Source organism: Nonomuraea sp. NPDC003201, from assembly GCF_053590415.1.
The window spans coordinates 1-20,685 of the sequence record NZ_JBSFTC010000207.1 but is presented as its reverse complement, the minus strand read 5'-3'; the positions used below and the strand labels follow the sequence as shown (position 1 = coordinate 20,685).

The following is a 20,685-nucleotide window of genomic DNA, read 5'->3' as shown; positions in this document are numbered from 1 at the left end:
CGAGCTCGCCGCCCGCTACCGCCCCGCCTGAGCCGCCGCCCCACCTGAGCCGTCGCTCCCCGCCGCCTGAGCCGCCGCCCCACCTGAGCCGTCGCTCCCCGCCGCCTGAGCCGCCGCCCCACCTGAGCCGTCGCTCCCCGCCGCCTGAGCCGCCGCGCCTATCTCCCCGCCTGAGCCGCCGATTCCACCTGCCAGCAGTGCGTCCAGTGGCCGTCCCCCAGCGCGGTACGCGCGGGCGCCTCCTCCGAGCACACCGGCAGGGCCACCGGGCAGCGCGGATGGAACCGGCACCCGCCCGGCGGATCGATCAGGCTCGGCGGCTCGCCGTGCCGCGTGACCTCCGGCGCGGCCACCCGGTCGGGATCCGGCGCCGACTCCAGCAGCAGCCGCGTGTACGGGTGCCGCGCCGCCTGCGTGAGCTCCTCGCTCGGCCCGCTCTCGATCAGCCGCCCCGCGTACATGACCGTGATGTCCTCGGCGAAGTAGCGGGCGCCGGCGATGTCGTGCGTGATGTACAGGAGCGCCAGCCCGCTCTCCCTCGCCAGCCCCTCCAGCAGCCGCAGCACCCCGAGCCTGATCGACACGTCCAGCATCGACACGGGCTCGTCGGCGATCAGCGCGACGGGCCGCACCGCCAGCGCCCGCGCGATGGCCACCCGCTGCCGCTGCCCGCCGGACAGCTCGTGCGGCAGCTTGTCCATGAACTGCTCGACCGGCGTGAGACTGACGCGTTCGAGCAGCTCGGCGACCTGTGCGCGTTCCTCCGCGTCCGAGCGGACGTGTCCGTGGATGCGCAGCGGCCTGGCCAGGTGGTAGCGCACCCGGTGGAAGGGGTTCAGGGAGGCGAACGGGTCCTGGAAGATGAGCTGCACCTGCCGCCGGAAGTCCCTGAACGCCGCCCCGCGGTGGGCGCGTACCGGCTCGCCGCGCAGCAGCACCTCGCCCGACGTGGCCGGATAGACCTGCGCCAGCAGCCGCGCCACCGTGCTCTTGCCGCAGCCGCTCTCCCCCACCAGCGCCGACACCGTCCCGGCCCGCAGCGCGATCGACACGTCCTCGACGGCCCGCACCGGCGGCCGCCTGCCGAAGCGGCCTCGGGGACCGCGGGCCGCGGTGAAGTGCTTGGTGAGGTTCCGTCCCTCCAGGACGATCATGACGCGTCCTCCAGACCGCGGCCGCCGTTCAGCAGGCACGCGACGTCGCCTTCGAGCTCGGGCAGGACCGACGAGCACGCCGCCACCGCCACCCCGCACCGCGGGTGGAACGCGCATCCCGGTGGCGGCGACCTCAGGTCGGGCGGGCTGCCGGGGATGCCCAGCAGCTCCTCGCGCGGCCCGTGCAGGCGCGGGAACGAGCGGAGCAGCCCCAGCGTGTACGGGTGCCGCGGCGACTTGTGGATGGCCTTGGCGGACCCGGTCTCCACGACCCGGCCCGCGTACATGATGGCGATCCGGTCGGAGATCTCCATGAGCAGCGACAGATCGTGCGTGATGAACACGACCGCGAAGCCGTACTCCTGCCTGAGCTCCCTGATCTCGTGGAGGATGTCGCGCTGGACCACCACGTCGAGCGCGGTCGTCGGCTCGTCCATGATGATGATCTCGGGGTTGAGCGCGAGCGCGATGGCGATGGCGGCGCGCTGCCGCATGCCGCCGGACAGCTCGTGCGGGTAGGAGCGCCGCCTGTCGGCGCTGATGCCGACGCGTCGCAGCAGCTCGACCGCCCGTTCCGTACGGTCGCCGCGGGACATCCCCGGAACGTGGACGCGCAGGACGTCGTCGATCTGGGCGCCGACGGTGCTGACCGGATTGAGGGCGTTCATGGCGCTCTGGAAGACGACGGCCAGCTCCTTCCAGCGGAAGGCCCTGAGCTCGCCTTTCCCGAGCCCGAGCACGTCCACCGACGAGCCGTCCTGGCGGCGGTAGACGACCGAGCCCGAGGTGATCGCGGCGGGCGGCCGCAGCAGCCGGGCGACGGCGTTGGCCAGCGTGGACTTGCCGCTGCCGCTCTCCCCCGCCAGGCCCAGCACCTCGCCGCGGCGCAGGTCGAGGGAGACGTCGGCGACGGCGTGCACGGTGCCGCTGCCGGACAGGTAGTCGACGCTCAGGTCGCGGATCTCCAGGACGTTCATGTGCGGGCCTTCACCTTGACCGTTCGCAACCGGGGGTTGGCGATCTCGTCGATGCCGAAGTTCACCAGCGCGAGCCCGGTGCCGATGAGCGCGATGCACAGGCCGGGCGGGATGAACCACCACCAGGCCCCGATGAGCAGCGCCTGGCCGTTCTGCGCGAAATAGAGCATGCTGCCCCAGCTCACGGTGGACAGGTCGGCCAGGCCGAGGAACGACAGCCCGGCCTCGGCCAGGATCGCCGCGACCACGGTGGCCAGGAAGCTGGTGGCGATGACGGGCAGCAGCACGGGCAGGATCTCGAAGAAGATGATCCGCAGGCCCCCCTCTCCGCTCGCCCGCGCGGCCTGGACGAAGTCGCGCCGCCGTACGGACAGGGTCTGCGCCCGCAGCACCCGCGCGCCCCAGGCCCAGCCGGTGACCGCGATCACCACGGCCACCGAGGCGACCCCGCGCTGCGGCAGGTAGCCGGCCAGCACGATGATCAGCGGCAGGGCGGGCAGCACCAGGAAGATGTTGGTGAGCACGGACAGCACCTCGTCCACCGCGCCGCCGAAATAGCCGCCGACCAGACCGACCGCGACCGCGATCACGTTGGCGATGACCGCCGACAGCAGGCCGACGCCCATCGAGACGCGGGCGCCGTACACGATCTGGGTGAGGATGTCCTGCCCGGTCTGCGTGGTGCCGAGCCAGTGCGCGGCCGACGGGCCCTGGAGCCCGTCGTCGCCGGTGGCGGCCGGGTCGGCGCCGATGAGCAGCGGCCCGAGCACGGCCATCAGCGTGAAGAAGGCGAGGATGCCGATGCCGATCTTGATCTTCATTCGGACTCCTGCCTGGTACGCGGGTCGAGCACCACGTACGCCAGGTCGGCCAGGAAGTTGGCGACGAGCACGGCCAGCGAGATGACGAGGAAGATGCCCTGCATGAGCGGGAAGTCCTCGTTCTCCACCCCTTTGAGGAGCATCGACCCGATCCCGGGATAGGAGAAGACGATCTCGGTCAGCACCGAGCCGCCCACCACGAAGCCGAGCGACAGGGCGAAGCTGGTGATGTTCGGCAGGATCGCGTTGCGGGCGGCGTAGGCCCACATGACCCTCCTGGAGGTCAGCCCCTTGGCCTCGGCCATCACCACGTAGTCCTCGCCGAGCGTGGTCACCATGACGTTGCGCATGCCGAGGATCCGGTCGGCCATCGACGCGACCACGATCGTCACCGAGGGCAGCGCCGCGTGGTAGACCACGCTGCCGGCGAACTCGCCGGTCAAGCCGGGCATCACGTCCAGCCCGTACGCCCTCGACACGGGGAACCACTGCAGCGTCACCCCGAAGACGAACACCAGCGCCAGCGCCACCCAGAAGTACGGCACCGCGTGCATGAACGTGGCCGCCGGCAGCACCCCGTCGAGCCAGGTGCCCCGCTTCCACGCCATCAGCACGCCCAGCGAGGTGCCCATGAGGTAGCTGATCAGGGTGGCGACCCCGACGAGCCCGACCGTCCACGGCAGGCTGCCGGCGATGACCGTGGACACTTCGGTGGGAAAGAAGGTGATCGAGCGGCCCAGCTCCCCTTGTGCGAGATTGCCGAGGTAGTCCAGATACTGCTGCCACAGGTTCGCGTCGCTGATGCCGAACGCCCGCCGCATCGCGTCGATGGCGGCCGGGTCGACGTTGCCTTTCATCCGGGCCACCAGCAGCTCCACCGGGTCCCCCGGCATGAGCCGGGGGACCAGGAAGTTGAGCGTGACGGCGGCCCAGGCGGTCAGCAGGTAGAAGCCGAGCCGCCGGGCCAGGAATCTCACTTGACGGCCGGCTTCAGGTGCAGCAGCACGACCGCGGCGTCGGGCGAGGCGTACGGCGACGGCATCGCGTACGGATCCTGCTCCGAAGGCCAGCCGACGTACTTGGTGGTCCGGAACTGCGCCCACCCCGGGCTGTAGAACAGCGGCAGCTGGGGCAGCTTCTCCACCATGATCCGGCCCAGCCCCTGCGTGGCCTTCTGCTGCTCGGCCAGGTCGTCGGTGGCGGCGTACTCCTCGATCAGCCGGTCGGTCTCGGCGTCCTTCCACCGCTCGTAGTTGCCGCTCGCGGCCTCGCCGACGGGCTTGGCCAGGCCGCCGAAGAGCATGAAGCGCATCTGGAAGTACGGGGTCGGGCCGGCCTCGGCGCCCCTGATCGACAGGTCGTAGTCGCCCTTGCCGACCTTCGACACCCAGTCCTGGAAGGCCACGCCCCTGGTCTCGACCGTGATGCCGACCTTGGCCAGGTCCTCCCTGATGAGCTGGGCCGCGTTCACCCAGTCGGTGAACGGCGACGGCACCAGCAGCGTGAACTTCAGGTCGGCCGGGTTCACGCCCTTGAGCAGTTCCTTGGCCCTGGCCAGGTCCACCTGGAACGCGGCGTCCTTGTACTGCGGCGGCACGTACGCCTCGCCGCCCGGCATCGGCACGCCGGTCGGGTGGGCGACCTTGGTGTAGCCGCGCTCGGCCACCCTGACGATCTTGTCCCGGTCGATGGCGAGGCTCATGGCCTGCCGTACCTCCGGCTTGGCCAGGACCGGGTTGGTCAGGTTCGGCAGCAGCGAGACCAGGCCCTCCGGCGGGAAGAAGAACTTGTTCTGCTCCGGCTTGCCCTGCACGAAGATCTTCTGGATGTCCGGCACGAACGCGCCCGCCCAGTCCACCTCACCCTGCTGGAGCGCCGTCTGCAGGGCATTGGCCGTGTACGCGGGGAAGCGCAGCAGCGGCACCTCCGGCTTGCCCGGCTGCCAGTAGGACGGGTTCTTCTCCATCTCGTAGAGCTGCGCCGAGAACTTCGACAGCTTGTACGGCCCCGTGCCGACCGGCTTGGCGTTGGTGAACGTCGCCGGGTCCTGCTGCTTGTCCCACAGGTGCTTGGGCACGATGGGCGAGCCGCCGGCGATGTTGTAGAGCTTGGCGTACGAGGTGGTCTTGAAGTCGACGCGCACCTTGTCCGGAGCCAGCGCCTGCGCGTCCTTGATCTCCAGCGCGGACGTGTTGAGCTGCGCGTGGTCCTTCAGCATCTGGAAGGTGAAGGCCACGTCGTCGGCGGTGAACGGCTGACCGTCGGTCCACTTCACCCCCGGGCGGAGCGTGAACGTGAGCGACTTGCCCTTGTCCGACCATTCGTACTTCAGCGCCAGCCACGGGACGATCTCTCCCGGCTTGAGCTTGTTGAAGTACATGAGGGTCTCATAGATCATCCCGCTCGTGCCGAAGTTCACGCCTTCGAGGTGGTACGGGTTGAAGTCCTCCTGGAACGTCCCCGCGTCCACGGCGTGGATCACCAGCGGGGGCGCGCTCGTGCTGTTCTTGCCGGTGGGGCCGCTGCTCGAACAGCCTGCGAGGGCCAGGGCGAGGAGTACTGCCAGACAGCGTTTCATTGGGGGGTGGCCTTTCCGAAATACTTCGTCCGGAGGTCGCGCGAGCCCTTCGGTGCGGCGAAGGCCTGGGCGCGGCCGAATCCGGCTGGTGCGCCGCGCACGATCGTCAGCGCGCGGTAGTACTCGACGTACGGGAAGCCGTAGGTCTCGCCTCTGGCGTAGGCGTATCCGGTGATCGCCTGCGACCAGAGCTCGTACGCCTCCTCCGTCAGCTCGACGAACACGTCGGGGACGAACCCCTCGGCGTCCTCCCAGTTGTCGGCGTAGTAGAGCTCGCTCGCCCAGTAGGCCGGGTGCTCGCGTTCGAGCGTCTTGAGCCCGCCGTAGAAGCGGGCGTCCTCGACGATCCGGTGGGTACGAGCGTGATCTTTGTGGATGGACGCGCTCCAATGGGTCAGGATGACGTCCGGGCGCAGCTCCCTGATCAGGTCGCCGACGCGCAGCTTGACCTCTTCGTCCTCGGGCAGCAGGCCGTCCTCGTAGTCGAGGAAGCGCACGCCCGCGCCGATCCGCTCGGCGAACGTCTCGGCTTCCTCGCGCTTCTGCCTGGCGTAGTCGGGGACGGGCATGCGGGGGTGGCCGCGTTCGCCGAGGGTGAGGTGGAGGAGTGTGGCCCGATCGCCGCGCAGGACGTGCTGGGCGAGCACGGCGCCCGCCGTCAGGTCCAGATCGCCCGCATGTGCGCCGATGGCCAGGACGTGGGTCATGCCGACCGCCTCATCACGTGGAAGCGCCGGGTGATCTGGTAGCCGGCCTTGGTGTAGAGGCGGCCGGCCGGGCTCGCCTCGCCGGTCCAGAGGAACCACGACGAGTGGAGCCCTTCGGCTCGCATCATGGTCATGGTGAGATGGAGGAGGATCTTGCCGAGGCCGGTGCCGCGCTGCTCGGGGTCGACGCCGAAGGGGCCGAAGCGCTCGGGGATGCCGCGGTAGGCCGCGTACAGAGCAAATCCCACTATTTGATCTTTTTTCGCGATGACCATGCGTCGGGGGTCGCGGTGCAGGCGGATGGCCTCGCCCCAGTCGGGGTTGAAGGCCTCAGCCGCGAAGCGGATCAGCTCGGGCAGCTCGCCGTCGGTGGGGCTACGGAAGGCGTACCCCTCGCTCTCGCGCTCGGCGCGCAGCTCGCGCACCTCGTCGGGGGTCACGTAGCCGACGAGCGTCCGGTCCATGGCCACCGGGGAGTACAGGGTCCGGAAGCCGAGCCCGTTGAGGAGCCGGTAGCCGTCGGGGTAGAGCTCGGCGTCCGCCCCGGGGAGCACATAGTTCGGCGTATAGGACGAAAAATCGACCTTCGTCCGGCCGGCCTGCTCCAAGAACGCCAGCGCCTCGCCCACCAGCCGCCTCCCGAGCCCGCCACCACGATGCTCGGGGGCGACGAAGAAGAACGGGATCCACCCGGTGTCCGGCTCCAGGTCGGTGCCCGGGGCCAAGGGGGTCAGGCGGCGCACGCCGTACGCGCAGCCCACCACCCGGCCGTCGGAGACGGCCACGCGCAGGCCCTCGGGGTCGAAGTTGGGGTCGAGCAACACGCAGTCGCGGAACCAGGCGGAGGTGGCGGGATCGGCCGGCATGCTGCGGTTCCAGGCGTCCACCAGGGAGACCTCGTCACCGGACGCGAAGGCGCGGACTGTGACCATCGGGGTCCTTTCACCTTTGGCTCTCCGGTCCCAGCTTTCCCATGGTCATCGAGCCGGGTCAAGACGATTCGGGTATTTATTTTCTTCCTCGGCGCATGTTTAGAAAATTTCTTTTGCGCCACGCCGGACCGAAACTTTCACGCACAGCCAACCCGCCCCCATCCTTAGCCGCAGGTCACCTGACTATTCCGATGGCTCACCACCAGCAACGATTGCATTCGTGAAAGTTTCTCTTCACACTCGCAATGTTTCAGGCGAACGAGAGGAACCCGATGAACGTGAGAGCTCGGATCGTGGGTGCCTTGATCGCCGCCGTGACGCTCATCGTCGCGGGGCTGATCACCGCGCCACCGGCCTCGTCGGCACAGCTGACGGAGGTGACCGGCTTCGGCACTAACCCGACAAACCTGCGCATGCACCTGTACGTCCCGGACGGCGTCGGGACCCGACCACCTCTCCTGGTCGCCGTGCACTACTGCACGGGATCGGGTCCGGCCTTCTACTCCGGCACGGAGTTCGCCTCGCTGGCCGACCGGTACAAGTTCATCGTGATCTACCCGTCCGCGACCAGGAGCGGCTCCTGCTTCGACGTCTCCTCGCCGCAGGCGCTGCGACACGACGGCGGCAGCGACCCGGTGGGCATCATCTCGATGGTCAGGTACGTGCAGCAGCGCTACAGCACCGACCCCGACCGCACCTTCGTGACCGGGGCCTCGTCGGGCGCCATGATGACGAACGTGCTGCTGGGCGACTACCCCGACGTCTTCAAGGCCGGCGCCGCGTTCGCCGGGGTGCCGTTCGCCTGCTTCGCCACCACCGACGGGTCGATGTGGAACAGCGCCTGCGCCAACGGCCAGGTCAGCAAGACGCCGCAGCAGTGGGGCGACCTCGTACGCGGCGCGTACCCCGGCTACAGCGGCCCCCGCCCGCGCATGCAGGTGTGGCACGGCACCGCGGACACCACGCTGCAGTACCCGAACTTCCAGGAGGAGATCAAGCAGTGGACCAACGTCCACGGCCTGAGCCAGACGCCCAGCAGCACCGACCAGCCGCGGTCCGGCTGGAACAGGACGAGGTACGGCGGCACCGGCACGACGCCCCCCGTCGAGGCGATCAGCCTCCAGGGCGTCGGCCACAACGTCCCGATGAGCGGGATGGCCGCCGCCGCGATCGCGTTCTTCGGCCTTGACCAGGGCGGCGGCGGGCCCACGCCGACGCCCACCCCGACCCCGACGCCGACCCCGACGCCGACCCCGACGCCCGGGACCGGGGCGTGCCGGATCACGTACACGATGAACACCTGGAACACCGGCTTCACGGCCGAGGTCACGCTCACCAACACCGGCACCAGCCAGCTCACCTCCTGGGCGCTGACCTTCACGCTCCCCGCGGGCCAGAGCGTCACCTCCGCGTGGAACGCCACGATCTCGCCCGCGAGCGGCCAGGTCACGGCCAGGAACGTCAGCTACAACGGCACGGTCGCCCCGGGCGCGTCCGCCTCGTTCGGCTTCCAGGCCACCCACACGGGGAACACGTCCAAGCCGTCCGCCTTCACCCTCAACGGCGCCACCTGCACCTGACCGCTCGATCACACCGGGCTCGGACCCCCCTGAGCCCGGTGTGATCATCTGATGGATACTGGCCCTTCTCGGAGAATTTGGGAGCGCTCCCGAAAGTGCTCCCGCTGTAACCGAAAGGGCACATCTTGTCCAAATTGCACACGCGGTTATCGGCGGTGTTATCGGGCTCGGCGCTCGTGCTCGCCGCCGGACTCGCGCCGCTCCACCAGGCGGCAGCCGCGGCCACCGAGCCCGCTGAGACCCAGCCGGCCCGGATCACCCTCACCCTCATCACCGGCGACGTCGTCGAGTACGCGCCGTCGCAGGGCGGCGTCCCCTCCATCGCCATCAGGCCGGCGCCCAGGCCCGACGGCGCGGACGTCACGTTCGCCACGCTGCCCGGCAAGGACGGCGGATATCTGGTCCTGCCCTCCGACGCGGCCCCCATGGTCGCCGCCGGGACGCTGGACGAGGAGCTGTTCGACGTCGAGACGCTGGCGCGGGACCGGCGCGTCGAGGCGATCCCGCTGCTCGTCACCTACCCGGGCGACCCCGCCCCCGCCACGCTCGCCAGATCCGCCCAGTCGCTGACGGCCGGCGAGAACGTGCGGGTGCTCGACAGCGTCAACGGCGCCGCGCTCACGGTACGCGCCGACCGGGCCGACGACTTCTGGGCCGGGCTCAACACCGGCGCCAAACTGACCGGCGGCGCGATCTCCAAGATCTGGCTGGACCGCAAGACGCGGGCCTCGCTCGACAAGAGCGTGCCCCTCATCGGCGCTCCGGCCGGGTGGGCGCGCGGGTTCGACGGCAAGGGGGTCAAGGTCGCCGTCCTCGACACCGGGATCGACGCCGCCCACCCCGACTTCGCCGGACGCATTCTCGCCAGCGAGAACTTCTCCGACTCCGCCGGCATCGCCGACAGGGTCGGACACGGCACGCACGTCGCCTCGACGATCGCGGGCGCCGGCCCGACGTACAAGGGCGTGGCGCCGGCCGCGTCCCTGCTGGTCGGCAAGATCCTCGCGGACAACGGCCTGGGCGACTGGTCGTGGGCCATCTCCGGCATGGAGTGGGCCGCCGCTCAGGGCGCCGACGTGGTCAACATGAGCCTGGGCTCCTGCTGCGGCAACGGCACCGACCCGATGAGCCAGGCGCTGAACGAGCTCACGAAGAAGTACGGCACGCTCTTCGTGACGGCCGCCGGGAACGAGGAGGACCCGCTCACCGTGAGCGTCCCGGCCGCGGCCGACGAGGCGCTGGCCGTGGGCGCGGTGGACAAGGAGACCGGCACCACCCTGGCCGACTTCTCCAGCAAGGGGCCGCGGCTGGACGACGCCGCCGTCAAGCCGAACATCGTCGCCCCCGGCGTGGACATCGTCGCCGCGCGCTCGGCCGAGTCCTCGCTGCCCGGCATCCCGGGCGACGACAGGTACACGACCTTCAGCGGCACCTCCATGGCCACCCCGCACGTCGCCGGGGCCGCCGCGATCCTGGCCCAGCAGCATCCCGGCTGGCGGGCCGCCGAGCTCCGCGACGCGCTGACCTCGACGGCCGTGCGCAACGACGGGCACAACTGGTTCGAGCAGGGCAGCGGCCGGGTGGACGTGGCCCGCGCCGTCACCCAGAGCGTGTTCGCCACCTCCGTGGTGGACTTCCGGCTCCTCGGCAAGCCCGCCACCAGGCAGGTCACGTACCGCAACCTCGGCTCCGCGCCCGTCACGCTGGCCGTCTCGCTCGTCACCCGCGGCTGGAGCGGCCGGCCCGCACCGGACAAGGCGGTCAGGCTGGGCGCGCAGAGCGTCACCGTGCCCGCGAACGGGACCGCCGCCGTCTCCCTCACCGCCGACCCGTCGGCCGGCCCGATCGGCGCGTACGGGGGCTGGGTGACGGCGAGCGGCGGCGACGTGCGGCTGGTGACGCCGTTCAGCTACTACACGGGTCCCGCCACGCACCGGCTGGGGGTGTCGCTGGTCAACTCGTACGGGACCAAGGAGTTCTTCCCGGGCTACCAGGCCGAGCCCCTGGTGTACGCGATCCCGTTGAAGCGGGCGAACAGCCCGGAGGACCCGTTCAACCCGTACGGGTACTACTACCTGCGTACCGACTATTCGGGCAACGGCGAGTTCTCCCTGCCCGCCGGGGACTACGAGGTGATCGGCGTCGCCAACGAGACCCGGATCAGCAACCGTACGAGCTGGGTGATCGAGAACGTCCACCTCGACGGGGACCGGACCGTCACCCTGGACGCGCGCAAGACGGCGCCGATCCGGCCGAGGACGCCGAAGGCGCTGGACGGGGGCGGGAACGCGTACTACGTGCGCACGTTCACCGACCGCAACCAGCCGGTCTCGCTGTACGGCGGGGTCCAGGGCGGCGGGCAGCAGCTGTTCGTCACGCCGGTGTCCTCGGTGAAGGCGGGCAAGGTGCGGCTGTCGCACCAGTGGAACCTGGAGCCCCCCGTGCTCACCTCGGCGACGGCGGGCGGGCTGGCCCTGCATCCCGCGTACGACGTGGAGGCCCTGCGCAGGCTGACCTCCACCACGTCCTACCCCCTCGTTTCGGTCGGAAGGGGGCGGCCGGAGGACTTCTCGGGTGTGGACGTCTCCGGCAAGATCGCTCTCGTCGGGATCCCCGTCGAGAGCGGCTACGTCAACGCGAGCGTCCAGATGGACGACGCCGGCCGCGAGGCCTCCCTGCGCGGCGCGGCGGGCGTCATCGGCTTCCTCGACGTGGACGGCGGGCGGGCCCGCGTGCCGCAGGGCTGGTCCCTGCGGCTGGGGCTGGATGCCGCCGAGGGGCGTTCGCTGCGATCCGCCCTGGCCAAGGGGCCGGTGTCGCTGCGGCTCGAACCGTACGCGGGGCCGGGCGCGACCTACCACCTGCGCTTCGACTCGCGCGGCCGGGTGCCCGCGCGGCCCGTCAAGGTCGACATGGGGCGGCTGGTACGGATCGACGCCGCCTACCACGCCGACAAACCGGACACCAGCGGCTGGGAGTACGGCGAGTCGACGGCCGGCGAGGAGCCGGGGCGGATGGTGTACGGCGGGTCGCTGCGGATGCCGCTCACCCGGACCGAGTACTTCGGGCCCGTGTCCGACGACGTGGTGTGGTCCCGCACGATCACGAACGACGGGCTGGTCCTGCACTCCGACGACCGGTTCGCCGGTGACGACCGGCGGGTCTCCGAGCAGTGGTTCAAGGCGCCGCTGGTGCCCGGCGCCGCGGACGTGCCGTCGGGGTACCCGGTCAAGGTGCCGTGCGCGCTGTGCCGGGACTCCGACCGGTTCGTACCTTTCGAGCAGTGGCGCGACTCCGATCCCCGTCACTACAGCGAACTGAGCCCGGTCACCTCGGCGCCCCGGCTGTTCGCGGGCGAGCAGGAGCTGGCTCCGCAGGGCTGGCGCCCCCGATTCTTCGCCGGGGCCCCCGGGGCCTACCGGGTGGAGGCGGTGGACACCTCGGGACGCACCCTGTCCGGCAAGGTCACGACCACCGCGCGCTTCGCCTCCTCCCCGCCGCCGTCCTCGGGGGCGCCCCGGGGGTACGCGTGCTCGTTCGGGGCGGGGTGCGCGTTCCAGCCGGCCGTCCAGGTCACCTACGACCTGCCCCTCGACCTGCTGAACCGGGCCCCGGCCGGGGCGCCGTTCGCGTTCGACCTGCGCGCCGGCGCGCACTCGGCCGTACGCCGGGCGCCCGCCGTCAACCAGGTCACGGTCGAGTTCTCGGTCGACGACGGGGCCACCTGGCGGGCCGCGACGCGCGTCAGGAAGCACGGCGACGGGCGGTTCCGCGTGGAGCTGGCGCATCCCGTCCTGGCGCAGACCAGCGGGTTCGTGTCGCTGCGGGTCACGGCGTCGGACACGGCGGGCGGCTCGACCACCCAGACCGTCAACCGGGCCTACGCCCTCAGATAACACCGATCGGGCTCTCCGGTGACAGCCGTGCCGCCACGGCTGTCACCGGAGGCCACGGAAGAACGTCCGCACGTCCCCGACCAGGAGCTGGGGGACCTCCATCGCCGCGAAGTGGCCGCCGCGCCCGAACTCCGACCAGTGGACGACGTTGTTGTCACGCTCGGCGATGGAGCGGACCCCGAAGTCGCCGGGGAACACCGCCACCCCGGCGGGCACCTCGGACCGCTTCGCCGGCTGCCCCCAGGCGGCCCTGCCCTCCTTGTAGAGGCGCGCGGACGAGGTGGCCGTACCGGTCAGCCAGTAGACGCTGACGTTGGTGAGCAGCAGGTCGCGATCGACGGCGTCCTCGGGGAGCTCGGCGGCCGGATCGGTCCACTCCTTGAACTTCTCGACGATCCAGGCGAGCTGCCCGGCCGGCGAGTCGGCGAGCCCGAATCCCAGTGTCTGCGGACGGGTCGACTGGATGATCGCGTACCCGGCGCCCTCCTCCATCTGCCGCTGCAGGCGGGCGAGCCGCTCCTGCTCGGCTTCGCTCAGAGCGGCCAGCTCCGCCGGATCCCCGGTGGGGAAGCCGAGGCTGCCGTTGACGTGGACGCCCACGACATGCTCGGAGTCGATGCGGGCCAGCTCCGGAGAGACCACGGAGCCGGTGTCGCCGCCTTGGGCGCCGTAACGCTGATAGCCGAGCCGGCTCATCAGCTCCGCCCAGGCACGGGCGATCCGGGACATGTCCCATCCCGTCTCGCGCGTCGGCCCGGAGAAGCCGAATCCGGGGATGGACGGGGCGATGACGTGGAACGCGTCTGCCGGGTCGCCGCCATGGGCACCGGGATCGGTGAGCGGCCCGATGACGTCCATGAACTCCACGATCGAACCCGGCCACCCGTGGGTGATGATCAGCGGCAACGCGTCCGGCTCGGGAGAGCGGACGTGCAGGAAGTGAATGTTCTGACCGTCGATCGTGGTGGTGAACTGCGGGAAGTCGTTGAGCCTCTTCTCGTGCTCGCGCCAGTCGTAGGAGGTCCGCCAGTACTCGGCCAGCCCTTTCAGGTAGCCGACGGGGACGCCGTAGGTCCAGCCGACGCCGGGCAGCTCGTCGGGCCAGCGGGTACGCGCCAGCCGGTCCCGCAGGACGTCCAGGTCGGCCTGCGGGATATCGATGCGGAACGGCCGGATTTCGGTGCTTTCGGTGCTTTCGGTGTGCATGGGCCAGACGTTAATTCGCCTTGCGGACGATTACTGTCCTCAAGGCGCGTCAGACTGAGAACTGTGTTGGAGACCTCAGCGCGCCTGCTCCGGCTCCTGTCGCTGCTTCAGCTGCGACGCGACTGGTCCGGCGCCGACCTCGCCGAACGCCTGGACGTCGACGTACGAACCGTCCGGCGCGACATCGACAAGCTGCGCAGCCTCGGCTATCCGGTGCGATCCGCGTCGGGCACGGCGGGCGGCTACCGCCTCGGCGCCGGTGCGGCCCTGCCGCCGCTGCTGCTCGACGACGAGGAGGCCGTGGCGGTCGCCATCGGACTCCGTGGCGCCGCGGTCGGCACCGTCGCGGGCATCGAGGAGACGTCGGTACGCGCGCTGCTCAAGCTCGAACAGGTGCTGCCGTCCAGGCTGCGCCGCCGGGTCGAGGCGCTGCAATCGGTCACCGTGTCCCTGCCCGGCACCGGGCCGACGGTGGACCCGGAGACGCTGACCACGATCGCCGCCGCCTGCCGCGATCACGAGCGCCTGCGCTTCGCCTACCGCAGCCGCGACGAGACGGCGAGCACCCGCGTCGTCGAGCCCCATCGGCTCGTGCACACCCCCCGCCGCTGGTATCTCGTGGCCTGGGACACCGGCCGCGAGGACTGGCGGACCTTCCGGGTCGACCGCATCGAGAGCCGGCCGTCCTCCGGACCGCGGTTCACCCCGCGCCCAGCCCCGGCCGAGGATGTCGCGGGTTACGTCTCCGAGTCCGTCGCGTCGGCTCCGTACCGCCATCAGGCCCGGATCCTGCTCCACGCCTCCGCCGAGCGGGCGGCCGCCGGCATGTCACCCACGGCGGGCCGGATAGAGGCGATCGACCAGAACACCTGCCTGCTGCACACGGGGTCCGACTCGCTCGACGAGATCGCCCTCTATGTCGGACTCACCGGGTTCGACTTCGAAGTCCTCGACCCGCCCGAACTCCTCGACCGCATCCGCGCCCTCACCGACCGCTTCGCGCGGGCGACCGGGCCGAGACCGTGAACGATAATGCGTTCACCATGCTCGATGAGATCCTGCCCTCGTGGGTCGCCACCGCCGAGCTCTTCGGCGACCCGCCGGACATCACGCTCTTCCCGGAGGAGGAAGCCCTCGTTTCTGACTCGGCGGACAAGAGACGGCGCGAGTTCCGTACGTCCCGCCACTGTGCCCACCTGGCGCTACGGCGACTCGGCGTGGCCCCCCGCCCCGTCCTCCGCGGCGACCGCGGCGCCCCCGCCTGGCCACCCGGGGTCGTGGGCAGCATCACGCACTGCGCGGGCTACCGGGCGGCGGCGGTGGCGCACGGCGCCCTGTCGATCGGCATCGACGCCGAACCCCACCTCCCGATGCCCCGCGGCGTCCTGGAACGAACCGCGACCCCCGCGGAAGCCGCCGCCCTTGACCTCCTGGACATCCCGGACCCGGGCCGCCTGCTGTTCAGCGCCAAGGAAGCGATCTACAAGGCGTGGCACCCGCTGACGGGCCAGTGGCTCGGCTTCCTGGACGCCACGGTCACCTTCACCACCTCCCCACCCCCCTCACTGGACCCGCCGGCCGGGTCCGGGACCTTCGCCGCCGAGATCGCGGTCCACGGCCCGGGCTGGCCGACCCGCTTCGAGGGCCGCTGGCTGGTGAGCGGCGGCCTGATCATGACGGCGATCGCGGTCCCCGCCCCCTCCGCCTAGCCCGGGCCCTGGCTAGAGGACGGGTGGGTCGAAGTCGAAGTCCAGGCGGTTGCCCTGGCGGGTCACCAGCACGTCGGGGTGGTTGGGGCCGAGCACCCGGTCGTAGCGATCCAGCACGTCCTCGCGCAGCGCCGCCGCCTCCTCCGTGGCCCCCGTGGCGAGCAGGTCGACGACGAGGTTGGCCCCGGCGGCCAGCGTCACCGGGTGGTCGTCGCCGAACAGGGCCCGCAGGTCCAGCAGGGTCTGCTCCCCGAGCACCCGCGCCTCCTCGTGCAGCCCCACCTCGGCCAGGTCGCTGGCGAGGTTGATGGCGCAGGTCAGGGAGAAGTAGTGCTTGCGCGTGAGCCGCCGGTCGAACCCGGCCAGCGCCGCCTCGTCGATCTCCCGGGCCTGCTCCTTGCTGCCGCTCACCCGCAGCAGCAGGGCGAAGTTGCTGTCGCAGCCGTACTTGAACGGGTGATCGTCGCCGTACATGCTGGCGAACCTGGAGACGATGTCCCGCAGCAGCCGCAGCGAGTCGTCCACCTGGTCGGCCGCCCGCTGGGCGTTGGCCAGGCAGAGGGCGGCGGCCAGGGTGTCGGGGTGGTCGATGCTGGTGCCACGTTTCTGCACCTCGAAGGTGCGGTCGGCGAGTTCGAGCGCCTCCCCGATGAGGCCCGCCCGGCGTTTGGCGATCGACAGGTCCTTGGCGCAGCGCAGCGTCCAGGGGTGCTCCTGGCCCAGCTCCTGGAGACCGAAGTCGTAGGCGTCCTGGCCGAGGTCGCAGGCCTCGCGGTAGCGGCCCTGGAGGCGTACGACGCGGGCGAGGTTGTTCATCGAGGAGAGCACGTTGGCGCGGCTCGCGCCCGACCCGGCCTGCCGCTGCAGCTTGAGCACGCGCGCGTGCAGGGACTGCGCCTCCTGGTAGTCGCCGAGCAGCAGGTGGTCGAGGGCGAGGTTGTTCATGGCGCGCAGGGTGCGGCGGTGCGAGCGGCCGAAGACCGCCTCGTGCCGGCTCAGCGATTCCTGGTCGTGCTCCCGCGCCTCCGCGAAATCGCCGCGGTTGCGCAGGTCGGCGCCGTGGCTGTTGGTGAGCAGCAGGGTCTCCTCGTCGCCCTCGCCGAGCACGCGCCGCATCCGTTCCATGAGGGCCTTGTTCAGCTCGAACGACTCCTCGATGCTGCCCAGCTCACGGATGATGATCGCGTAGTGGCGCTGGGCGGTGAGCACGTGGCGGTCGTCCTCGCCGCCGTCCTCCCGCCAGGCCTCCAGGAACTCCTGCACCAGCTCGCGGGCTGACGCGAAGTCGCCCGAGGTGTAGACGTAGCGGATGATGTTGAGCGCGAACCTGCGGACGTTGGGGTCGCGGCTGCCCTTGACGTCGGCCGTGGTGATGTGGCCGAGGAGGTTGGCGTAGCGGGGCCAGGCCGTGGTGTCGTCGGGCTCGTAGTCGGCCACCGAGGCCGACAGCAGGAGGTGGACCTCGCGGCGGAAGGCGTCGGCCTCGTCGCCGTCGAGCTCGTCGCGCAGCAGCGCCTGGACCAGCCGGTGCACCTGGACCGTACGGCTCTCCGAGTCGATCCGCACCAGGGCGTACCTGCCCAGCTCCCGGATGACCTGGCTGAGCTGGATCGGGTCGGCCAGCAGGCCGGCGATCTTGGATCCGGCCGCGTACGCCTCGGGCAGCTCGTCCAGCAGGTCGCGCGGGATCGGCTCGGGCCCGAAGAACGCGAAGCAGCGCAGCAGCTCGACCGCGTCGGGCAGCCTGGCCTTGAGCTGCGACACCGAGGTGGCCCAGGCCGCCGTCATCGACAGCGGGTAGTCGGACGGCTTGTTGGCGCCCAGGAGCCGGGTCGTCTGCCTCTTCAGCAGCCGCAGGTATTCATCGGTCGACATCCCCGACTCGGCCTGCAGCGCGCCCGCCTGCTCCAGGGCCAGCGGCAGGTCGCCGAGGGCCTCGGCCAGCCGGTCGGCCTGCTCGTGGTCGATCGCCCGCCCCACCCGCTTGACCAGGAACGCGACGCTCTCCTCGCGCTCGAACACGTCCACCGGCAGGGTGTCGACCACGCCCTGCCAGCTGTGGTTGCGGGAGGTGATCAGCACGTGGCCGGGGCCGCGCGGGACGATGTCGTTGATGTCCAGGGTCTCGGCGTTGTCGAAGATCAACAGCCAGTTCCGGTACGGGTCGCCGCGCCGCAGCGCGTCGAGTGCGGCCTCGGCCGCGTCCTCGACGCTGTGGGGACCGACCTTGAGATGCAACTCCCGGGCCAACCCGGCCAGCGACGACTTCACCAGCATCGTCTGCGCCGACGGCACCCACCACACCAGGTCATAGGCGTGCCGGAAGCGGTGGGCGTACTCGATCGCGAGCTGCGACTTGCCCACGCCGCCGAGTCCTTGCAGAGCGTGCGGCGCGGGTTGAGACTGGTCCTGTGCCTGGGGGAGGACGGCAGTGACCTTGGACTGGAGCCCCGTACGGAGCTTCTCGATGAGGTCGTCCCGACCCGTGAAGTTCTTGTTCCGCTGGGGGACTTTGCCCCATACGGACGGCGCATGGCCGGAATCGTGTTGCGAGTGCGAATTTGTCACGATATCGCCTCGAGTCGGCCGGTCGTCACGTCAGCTGAGACAAGCATAGACAGCATATTGAAGCCAGAGATAGATAGGATCCGCTAGATCCATCAGGTCCAGGGAGAGCGATGAACAAGGAAGCAGTGCAGGGGTACGGCGGTGGGCTCATTGATGTCAGCGGGCGCACCCTGGAGGAGCTCAAAGACATCGACGACTCCCGGTTGAAGGACGCCATAGACCGCCTTCTCGACGAGACCGGCGTGACGCCCGTGGCCAAATTCCAGTCTTCCATCTGAGTCAGCCCGCGGGTCGGCCGCCACGCCTGACCTGCGGGCCGGCACTTCCCCCACATTTAGGCCAGCCCGAAAACATTCACATATTTCCATCCGTCCCGGGTCATATACTCCTCAGCACAAGAATGGTCCTGCCGGTGGGGTGGCGCGTGAACGAAGCGGACTGGGTGCGATTGGTCAGACAGCTCCGCAGAGGCGACTGTACCCCGCTTCTCGGGGCGGGCGCCTGCTACGGGCGACTTCCGACCGGCAAGGAGCTCAGCAAACACTTCGCGAAGGAGTACGGCTTTCCGTTCGCCGACCACGGAAATCTCGCGCACGTGATGCAGTACGCGGCTCACGTGCATAACGATCCCACTGATCTCAAAGTGGAAGTCTGCGCATACCTGAAACAGCGCGCGGCGGGCGCCACCGATCCGCTCGACCCGCACACGGTGCTGGCCGAGTTCCCGATCAAGACTTTTCTCACCACCAACTACGACGACTTCATGCTCCAGGCCTTACAGCACTGCCGCAAAGGTCCGCGGACCCCGAATGTGTGCAGGTCGACGTGGTGGGAGCCGACGAACCGGGCCGTCGTGCCCGACCCCGATCCCGACCACCCGCTGATCTATCATCTGCACGGGAACTGGGACGACCCCTCCTCCATCGTGCTGACCGAGAACGATTACGTGCAGTATCTCCTCAATCTGCGCGACGTCGACGACGCGAACGGCCGCCAGCTCCTCCCGATTCCCGACCCGGTGCTCGACGCCATGACCTCGAGCCCGCTGCTCTTCCTCGGCTACAGCCTCCAGGACTGGAACTTCCGGGTGCTCTTCCACGGGCTGATCAAATCCATTCCCTCCACCCGGCAGCGCCGGCATATCAGCGTGCAACTCCTGCCGGAGCTGAACACGTCGCTGACCGACGCCGAGAATCTGGCCGGCGAATACCTGAAGAGCTATTACGCCGACCTGAAGATCTCGATCTACGTCGGCACCACGTCCGCGTTCTTCAAGGAACTGCTCGACTGGAATGCGAGGACGCCGCTATGACCGTGACCGATCCCGCCGGCCGGCCGTTCGTCGGGCTGCGCCCCTTCGGCCGTGCCGACAGCGACCTGTTCCACGGAAGGGAGCAGGAGTCGCGGGAGATCGCCACGCTCTGGCGGGCGGCCGGGCTGACCGTGCTCTACGGCGCTTCCGGCGTGGGCAAGACCTCGCTGCTCAACGCGGGCGTGCTGCCCAGGATCGACCAGGAGCGGGCCGACGTGCTGCCCGTCGCCAGGATCTCGCCGCACACGCCGCTCCCGATCGCGGGCGGCAACCCGTACGTCATGGCGCTGCTGTCGGCCTGGGCGCCGGACGCCTCGCCCGGCTCGCTGGCGGGCCTGACCATCACGCGCTTCCTGACCGAGCGCCCCGGGCGCGAGGACGAGTACGGCGACCCGCTGCCCGTCCTGGCCGCCATCGACCAGGCGGAGACCCTGTTCCACAGCGACCTGGCCCGCCAGCGCGACCGCAAGGAGCTCGTCGACCAGCTCGTACGGGCCATGCGCGACCACCCCGGCCTGCACCTCCTGCTCTCGCTCCGCGAGGAGTACCTGTTCCTCGTCCTGCCCTACGAGCGCCCGTTCGGCCAGGGCTCGCGGGCCCGCTTCCACCTGCAGCCGCTCTCCCCCGAAGCGGCGAGGCAGGCCGTGGAGCGGCCGCTGGACCGCACGTCCAGGACCATCACGAGCGCCGCCACCCGGCTCCTGGTCGGCGAGCTGCGCTCGGCCACCGTCAAGGACGCGTGGGGCAACCCGTCCACCGTCGAGCTGGATCTGGTGGAGCCGGTCCAGCTCCAGGTGGTCTGCTCCGCGCTGTGGGACTCGCTGCCCGACGAGGTGACGGAGATCGGCGAGGAGCACGTGCGGGTCTACGCGGTGGTGGAGGAGTTCCTGTTCGACTTCTTCAAGCGCGCGGTCGGGGAGGTGGCGCGCGAGTTCGACATCCCCGTCGGGGAGCTGCTGCTCTGGCTGCGCCGTACGTTCATCACCGACCACGGCACCCGCAACATCGCGTACGAGGGCATCGAGCAGACCATGGGCATGCCCAACGCCGTGGCCCGCGCGCTCGATGACCGGCACATCCTGCGCGGCGAGCACCGCATGGGCAGCCGCTGGTACGAGCTGGCCCACGACCGGCTCATCGGCCCGGTCTCGCACCGCGGCTCGCCCGCGACGTACCTGGAGGCGGCCCGCACGGCGCGGGCCCAGCGCAACTGGCCGCTCGCCGCCCGGCTCGCCGACGAGGCCA

16 protein-coding genes are annotated in these 20,685 nt (G+C 70.3%); 7 read left to right on the top strand and 9 right to left on the bottom strand.

The genetic code is table 11. From position 1 onward, the window contains the following. Nucleotides 1–158: 158 nt before the first annotated feature. From ACWDX9_RS43405 to ACWDX9_RS43375, 7 genes are read right to left on the bottom strand one after another with little or no spacing between them, the layout of a single operon-like run. Complete coding sequence (locus ACWDX9_RS43405; RefSeq protein WP_449965417.1) at nucleotides 159–1,154, bottom strand: ABC transporter ATP-binding protein; 996 nt, start codon at nucleotides 1,152–1,154, stop codon at nucleotides 159–161. After that, entirely contained in the window at nucleotides 1,151–2,131 is a 981-nt protein-coding gene (locus ACWDX9_RS43400) for an ABC transporter ATP-binding protein (RefSeq protein WP_449965414.1), read from the bottom strand. The genes ACWDX9_RS43405 and ACWDX9_RS43400 overlap by 4 nt, the downstream gene beginning before the upstream one ends. Beyond that, nucleotides 2,128–2,952, bottom strand: a complete 825-nt coding sequence (locus ACWDX9_RS43395) for an ABC transporter permease (RefSeq protein ID WP_449965413.1) — start codon at nucleotides 2,950–2,952, stop codon at nucleotides 2,128–2,130. Before ACWDX9_RS43395 ends, ACWDX9_RS43400 begins: the two co-directional genes overlap by 4 nt. Beyond that, entirely contained in the window at nucleotides 2,949–3,929 is a 981-nt protein-coding gene (locus ACWDX9_RS43390; RefSeq protein ID WP_449965410.1) for an ABC transporter permease, read from the bottom strand. Before ACWDX9_RS43390 ends, ACWDX9_RS43395 begins: the two co-directional genes overlap by 4 nt. Further along, entirely contained in the window at nucleotides 3,926–5,530 is a 1,605-nt protein-coding gene (locus tag ACWDX9_RS43385) for an ABC transporter substrate-binding protein (protein WP_449965408.1), read from the bottom strand. The genes ACWDX9_RS43390 and ACWDX9_RS43385 overlap by 4 nt, the downstream gene beginning before the upstream one ends. Then, complete coding sequence (locus ACWDX9_RS43380; RefSeq protein WP_363966526.1) at nucleotides 5,527–6,237, bottom strand: PIG-L deacetylase family protein; 711 nt, start codon at nucleotides 6,235–6,237, stop codon at nucleotides 5,527–5,529. The genes ACWDX9_RS43385 and ACWDX9_RS43380 overlap by 4 nt, the downstream gene beginning before the upstream one ends. Continuing rightward, nucleotides 6,234–7,169, bottom strand: a complete 936-nt coding sequence (locus ACWDX9_RS43375) for a GNAT family N-acetyltransferase (RefSeq protein WP_449965405.1) — start codon at nucleotides 7,167–7,169, stop codon at nucleotides 6,234–6,236. The genes ACWDX9_RS43380 and ACWDX9_RS43375 overlap by 4 nt, the downstream gene beginning before the upstream one ends. A gap of 272 nt (nucleotides 7,170–7,441) precedes the next feature. Here ACWDX9_RS43375 and ACWDX9_RS43370 point away from each other — a divergent pair, with 272 nt between their 5' ends. Both ACWDX9_RS43370 and ACWDX9_RS43365 read left to right on the top strand, forming a co-directional pair. Then, nucleotides 7,442–8,749, top strand: a complete 1,308-nt coding sequence (locus ACWDX9_RS43370; RefSeq protein WP_449965402.1) for an extracellular catalytic domain type 1 short-chain-length polyhydroxyalkanoate depolymerase — start codon at nucleotides 7,442–7,444, stop codon at nucleotides 8,747–8,749. A gap of 134 nt (nucleotides 8,750–8,883) precedes the next feature. After that, nucleotides 8,884–12,645, top strand: a complete 3,762-nt coding sequence (locus ACWDX9_RS43365; protein ID WP_449965399.1) for a S8 family peptidase — start codon at nucleotides 8,884–8,886, stop codon at nucleotides 12,643–12,645. A 42-nt stretch (nucleotides 12,646–12,687) separates the two neighbouring features. Here ACWDX9_RS43365 and ACWDX9_RS43360 read toward each other — a convergent pair whose 3' ends face one another. Then, the gene (locus ACWDX9_RS43360; protein ID WP_449965396.1) at nucleotides 12,688–13,851 is read right to left on the bottom strand and encodes an epoxide hydrolase family protein; all 1,164 of its coding nucleotides are present in this window, start codon (nucleotides 13,849–13,851) and stop codon (nucleotides 12,688–12,690) included. Between the two features lie 63 nt (nucleotides 13,852–13,914). Between ACWDX9_RS43360 and ACWDX9_RS43355 the strand changes: the two genes are divergently transcribed. Further along, entirely contained in the window at nucleotides 13,915–14,877 is a 963-nt protein-coding gene (locus tag ACWDX9_RS43355; protein ID WP_449965393.1) for a helix-turn-helix transcriptional regulator, read from the top strand. 17 nt (nucleotides 14,878–14,894) lie between these two features. Further along, nucleotides 14,895–15,560 (top strand): 4'-phosphopantetheinyl transferase family protein, encoded by a 666-nt coding sequence (locus ACWDX9_RS43350; RefSeq protein WP_449965390.1) that lies wholly within the window; start codon nucleotides 14,895–14,897, stop codon nucleotides 15,558–15,560. A gap of 12 nt (nucleotides 15,561–15,572) precedes the next feature. Here the strand turns inward: ACWDX9_RS43350 and fxsT are convergent, their stop codons facing one another. Beyond that, complete coding sequence (fxsT, locus tag ACWDX9_RS43345; RefSeq protein WP_449965387.1) at nucleotides 15,573–18,128, bottom strand: FxSxx-COOH system tetratricopeptide repeat protein; 2,556 nt, start codon at nucleotides 18,126–18,128, stop codon at nucleotides 15,573–15,575. A 110-nt stretch (nucleotides 18,129–18,238) separates the two neighbouring features. On the opposite strand from fxsT, the gene ACWDX9_RS43340 reads away from it, so the two are divergent. The 3 genes from ACWDX9_RS43340 to ACWDX9_RS43330 all read left to right on the top strand — a co-directional run. After that, the gene (locus tag ACWDX9_RS43340) at nucleotides 18,239–18,406 is read left to right on the top strand and encodes a hypothetical protein (protein WP_185078173.1); all 168 of its coding nucleotides are present in this window, start codon (nucleotides 18,239–18,241) and stop codon (nucleotides 18,404–18,406) included. 146 nt (nucleotides 18,407–18,552) lie between these two features. Further along, entirely contained in the window at nucleotides 18,553–19,440 is an 888-nt protein-coding gene (locus tag ACWDX9_RS43335; protein WP_449965385.1) for an SIR2 family NAD-dependent protein deacylase, read from the top strand. Next, on the top strand, nucleotides 19,437–20,685 hold a 1,249-nt coding region (locus ACWDX9_RS43330; protein ID WP_449965382.1), incomplete at its 3' end, for an nSTAND1 domain-containing NTPase. The genes ACWDX9_RS43335 and ACWDX9_RS43330, both read left to right, overlap by 4 nt.

Excerpts from the sequence above, each read along its gene's own strand:
- ACWDX9_RS43340 (WP_185078173.1), top strand. The coding sequence starts at position 18,239 with ATGAACAAGGAAGCAGTGCAGGGGTACGGCGGTGGGCTCATTGATGTC.
- ACWDX9_RS43405 (WP_449965417.1), bottom strand. The coding sequence starts at position 1,154 with ATGATCGTCCTGGAGGGACGGAACCTCACCAAGCACTTCACCGCGGCC.
- ACWDX9_RS43395 (WP_449965413.1), bottom strand. The coding sequence starts at position 2,952 with ATGAAGATCAAGATCGGCATCGGCATCCTCGCCTTCTTCACGCTGATG.
- ACWDX9_RS43400 (WP_449965414.1), bottom strand. The coding sequence starts at position 2,131 with ATGAACGTCCTGGAGATCCGCGACCTGAGCGTCGACTACCTGTCCGGC.
- ACWDX9_RS43370 (WP_449965402.1), top strand. The coding sequence starts at position 7,442 with ATGAACGTGAGAGCTCGGATCGTGGGTGCCTTGATCGCCGCCGTGACG.
- ACWDX9_RS43385 (WP_449965408.1), bottom strand. The coding sequence starts at position 5,530 with ATGAAACGCTGTCTGGCAGTACTCCTCGCCCTGGCCCTCGCAGGCTGT.
- ACWDX9_RS43350 (WP_449965390.1), top strand. The coding sequence starts at position 14,895 with ATGCTCGATGAGATCCTGCCCTCGTGGGTCGCCACCGCCGAGCTCTTC.
- ACWDX9_RS43375 (WP_449965405.1), bottom strand. The coding sequence starts at position 7,169 with ATGGTCACAGTCCGCGCCTTCGCGTCCGGTGACGAGGTCTCCCTGGTG.
- ACWDX9_RS43360 (WP_449965396.1), bottom strand. The coding sequence starts at position 13,851 with ATGCACACCGAAAGCACCGAAAGCACCGAAATCCGGCCGTTCCGCATC.
- ACWDX9_RS43380 (WP_363966526.1), bottom strand. The coding sequence starts at position 6,237 with ATGACCCACGTCCTGGCCATCGGCGCACATGCGGGCGATCTGGACCTG.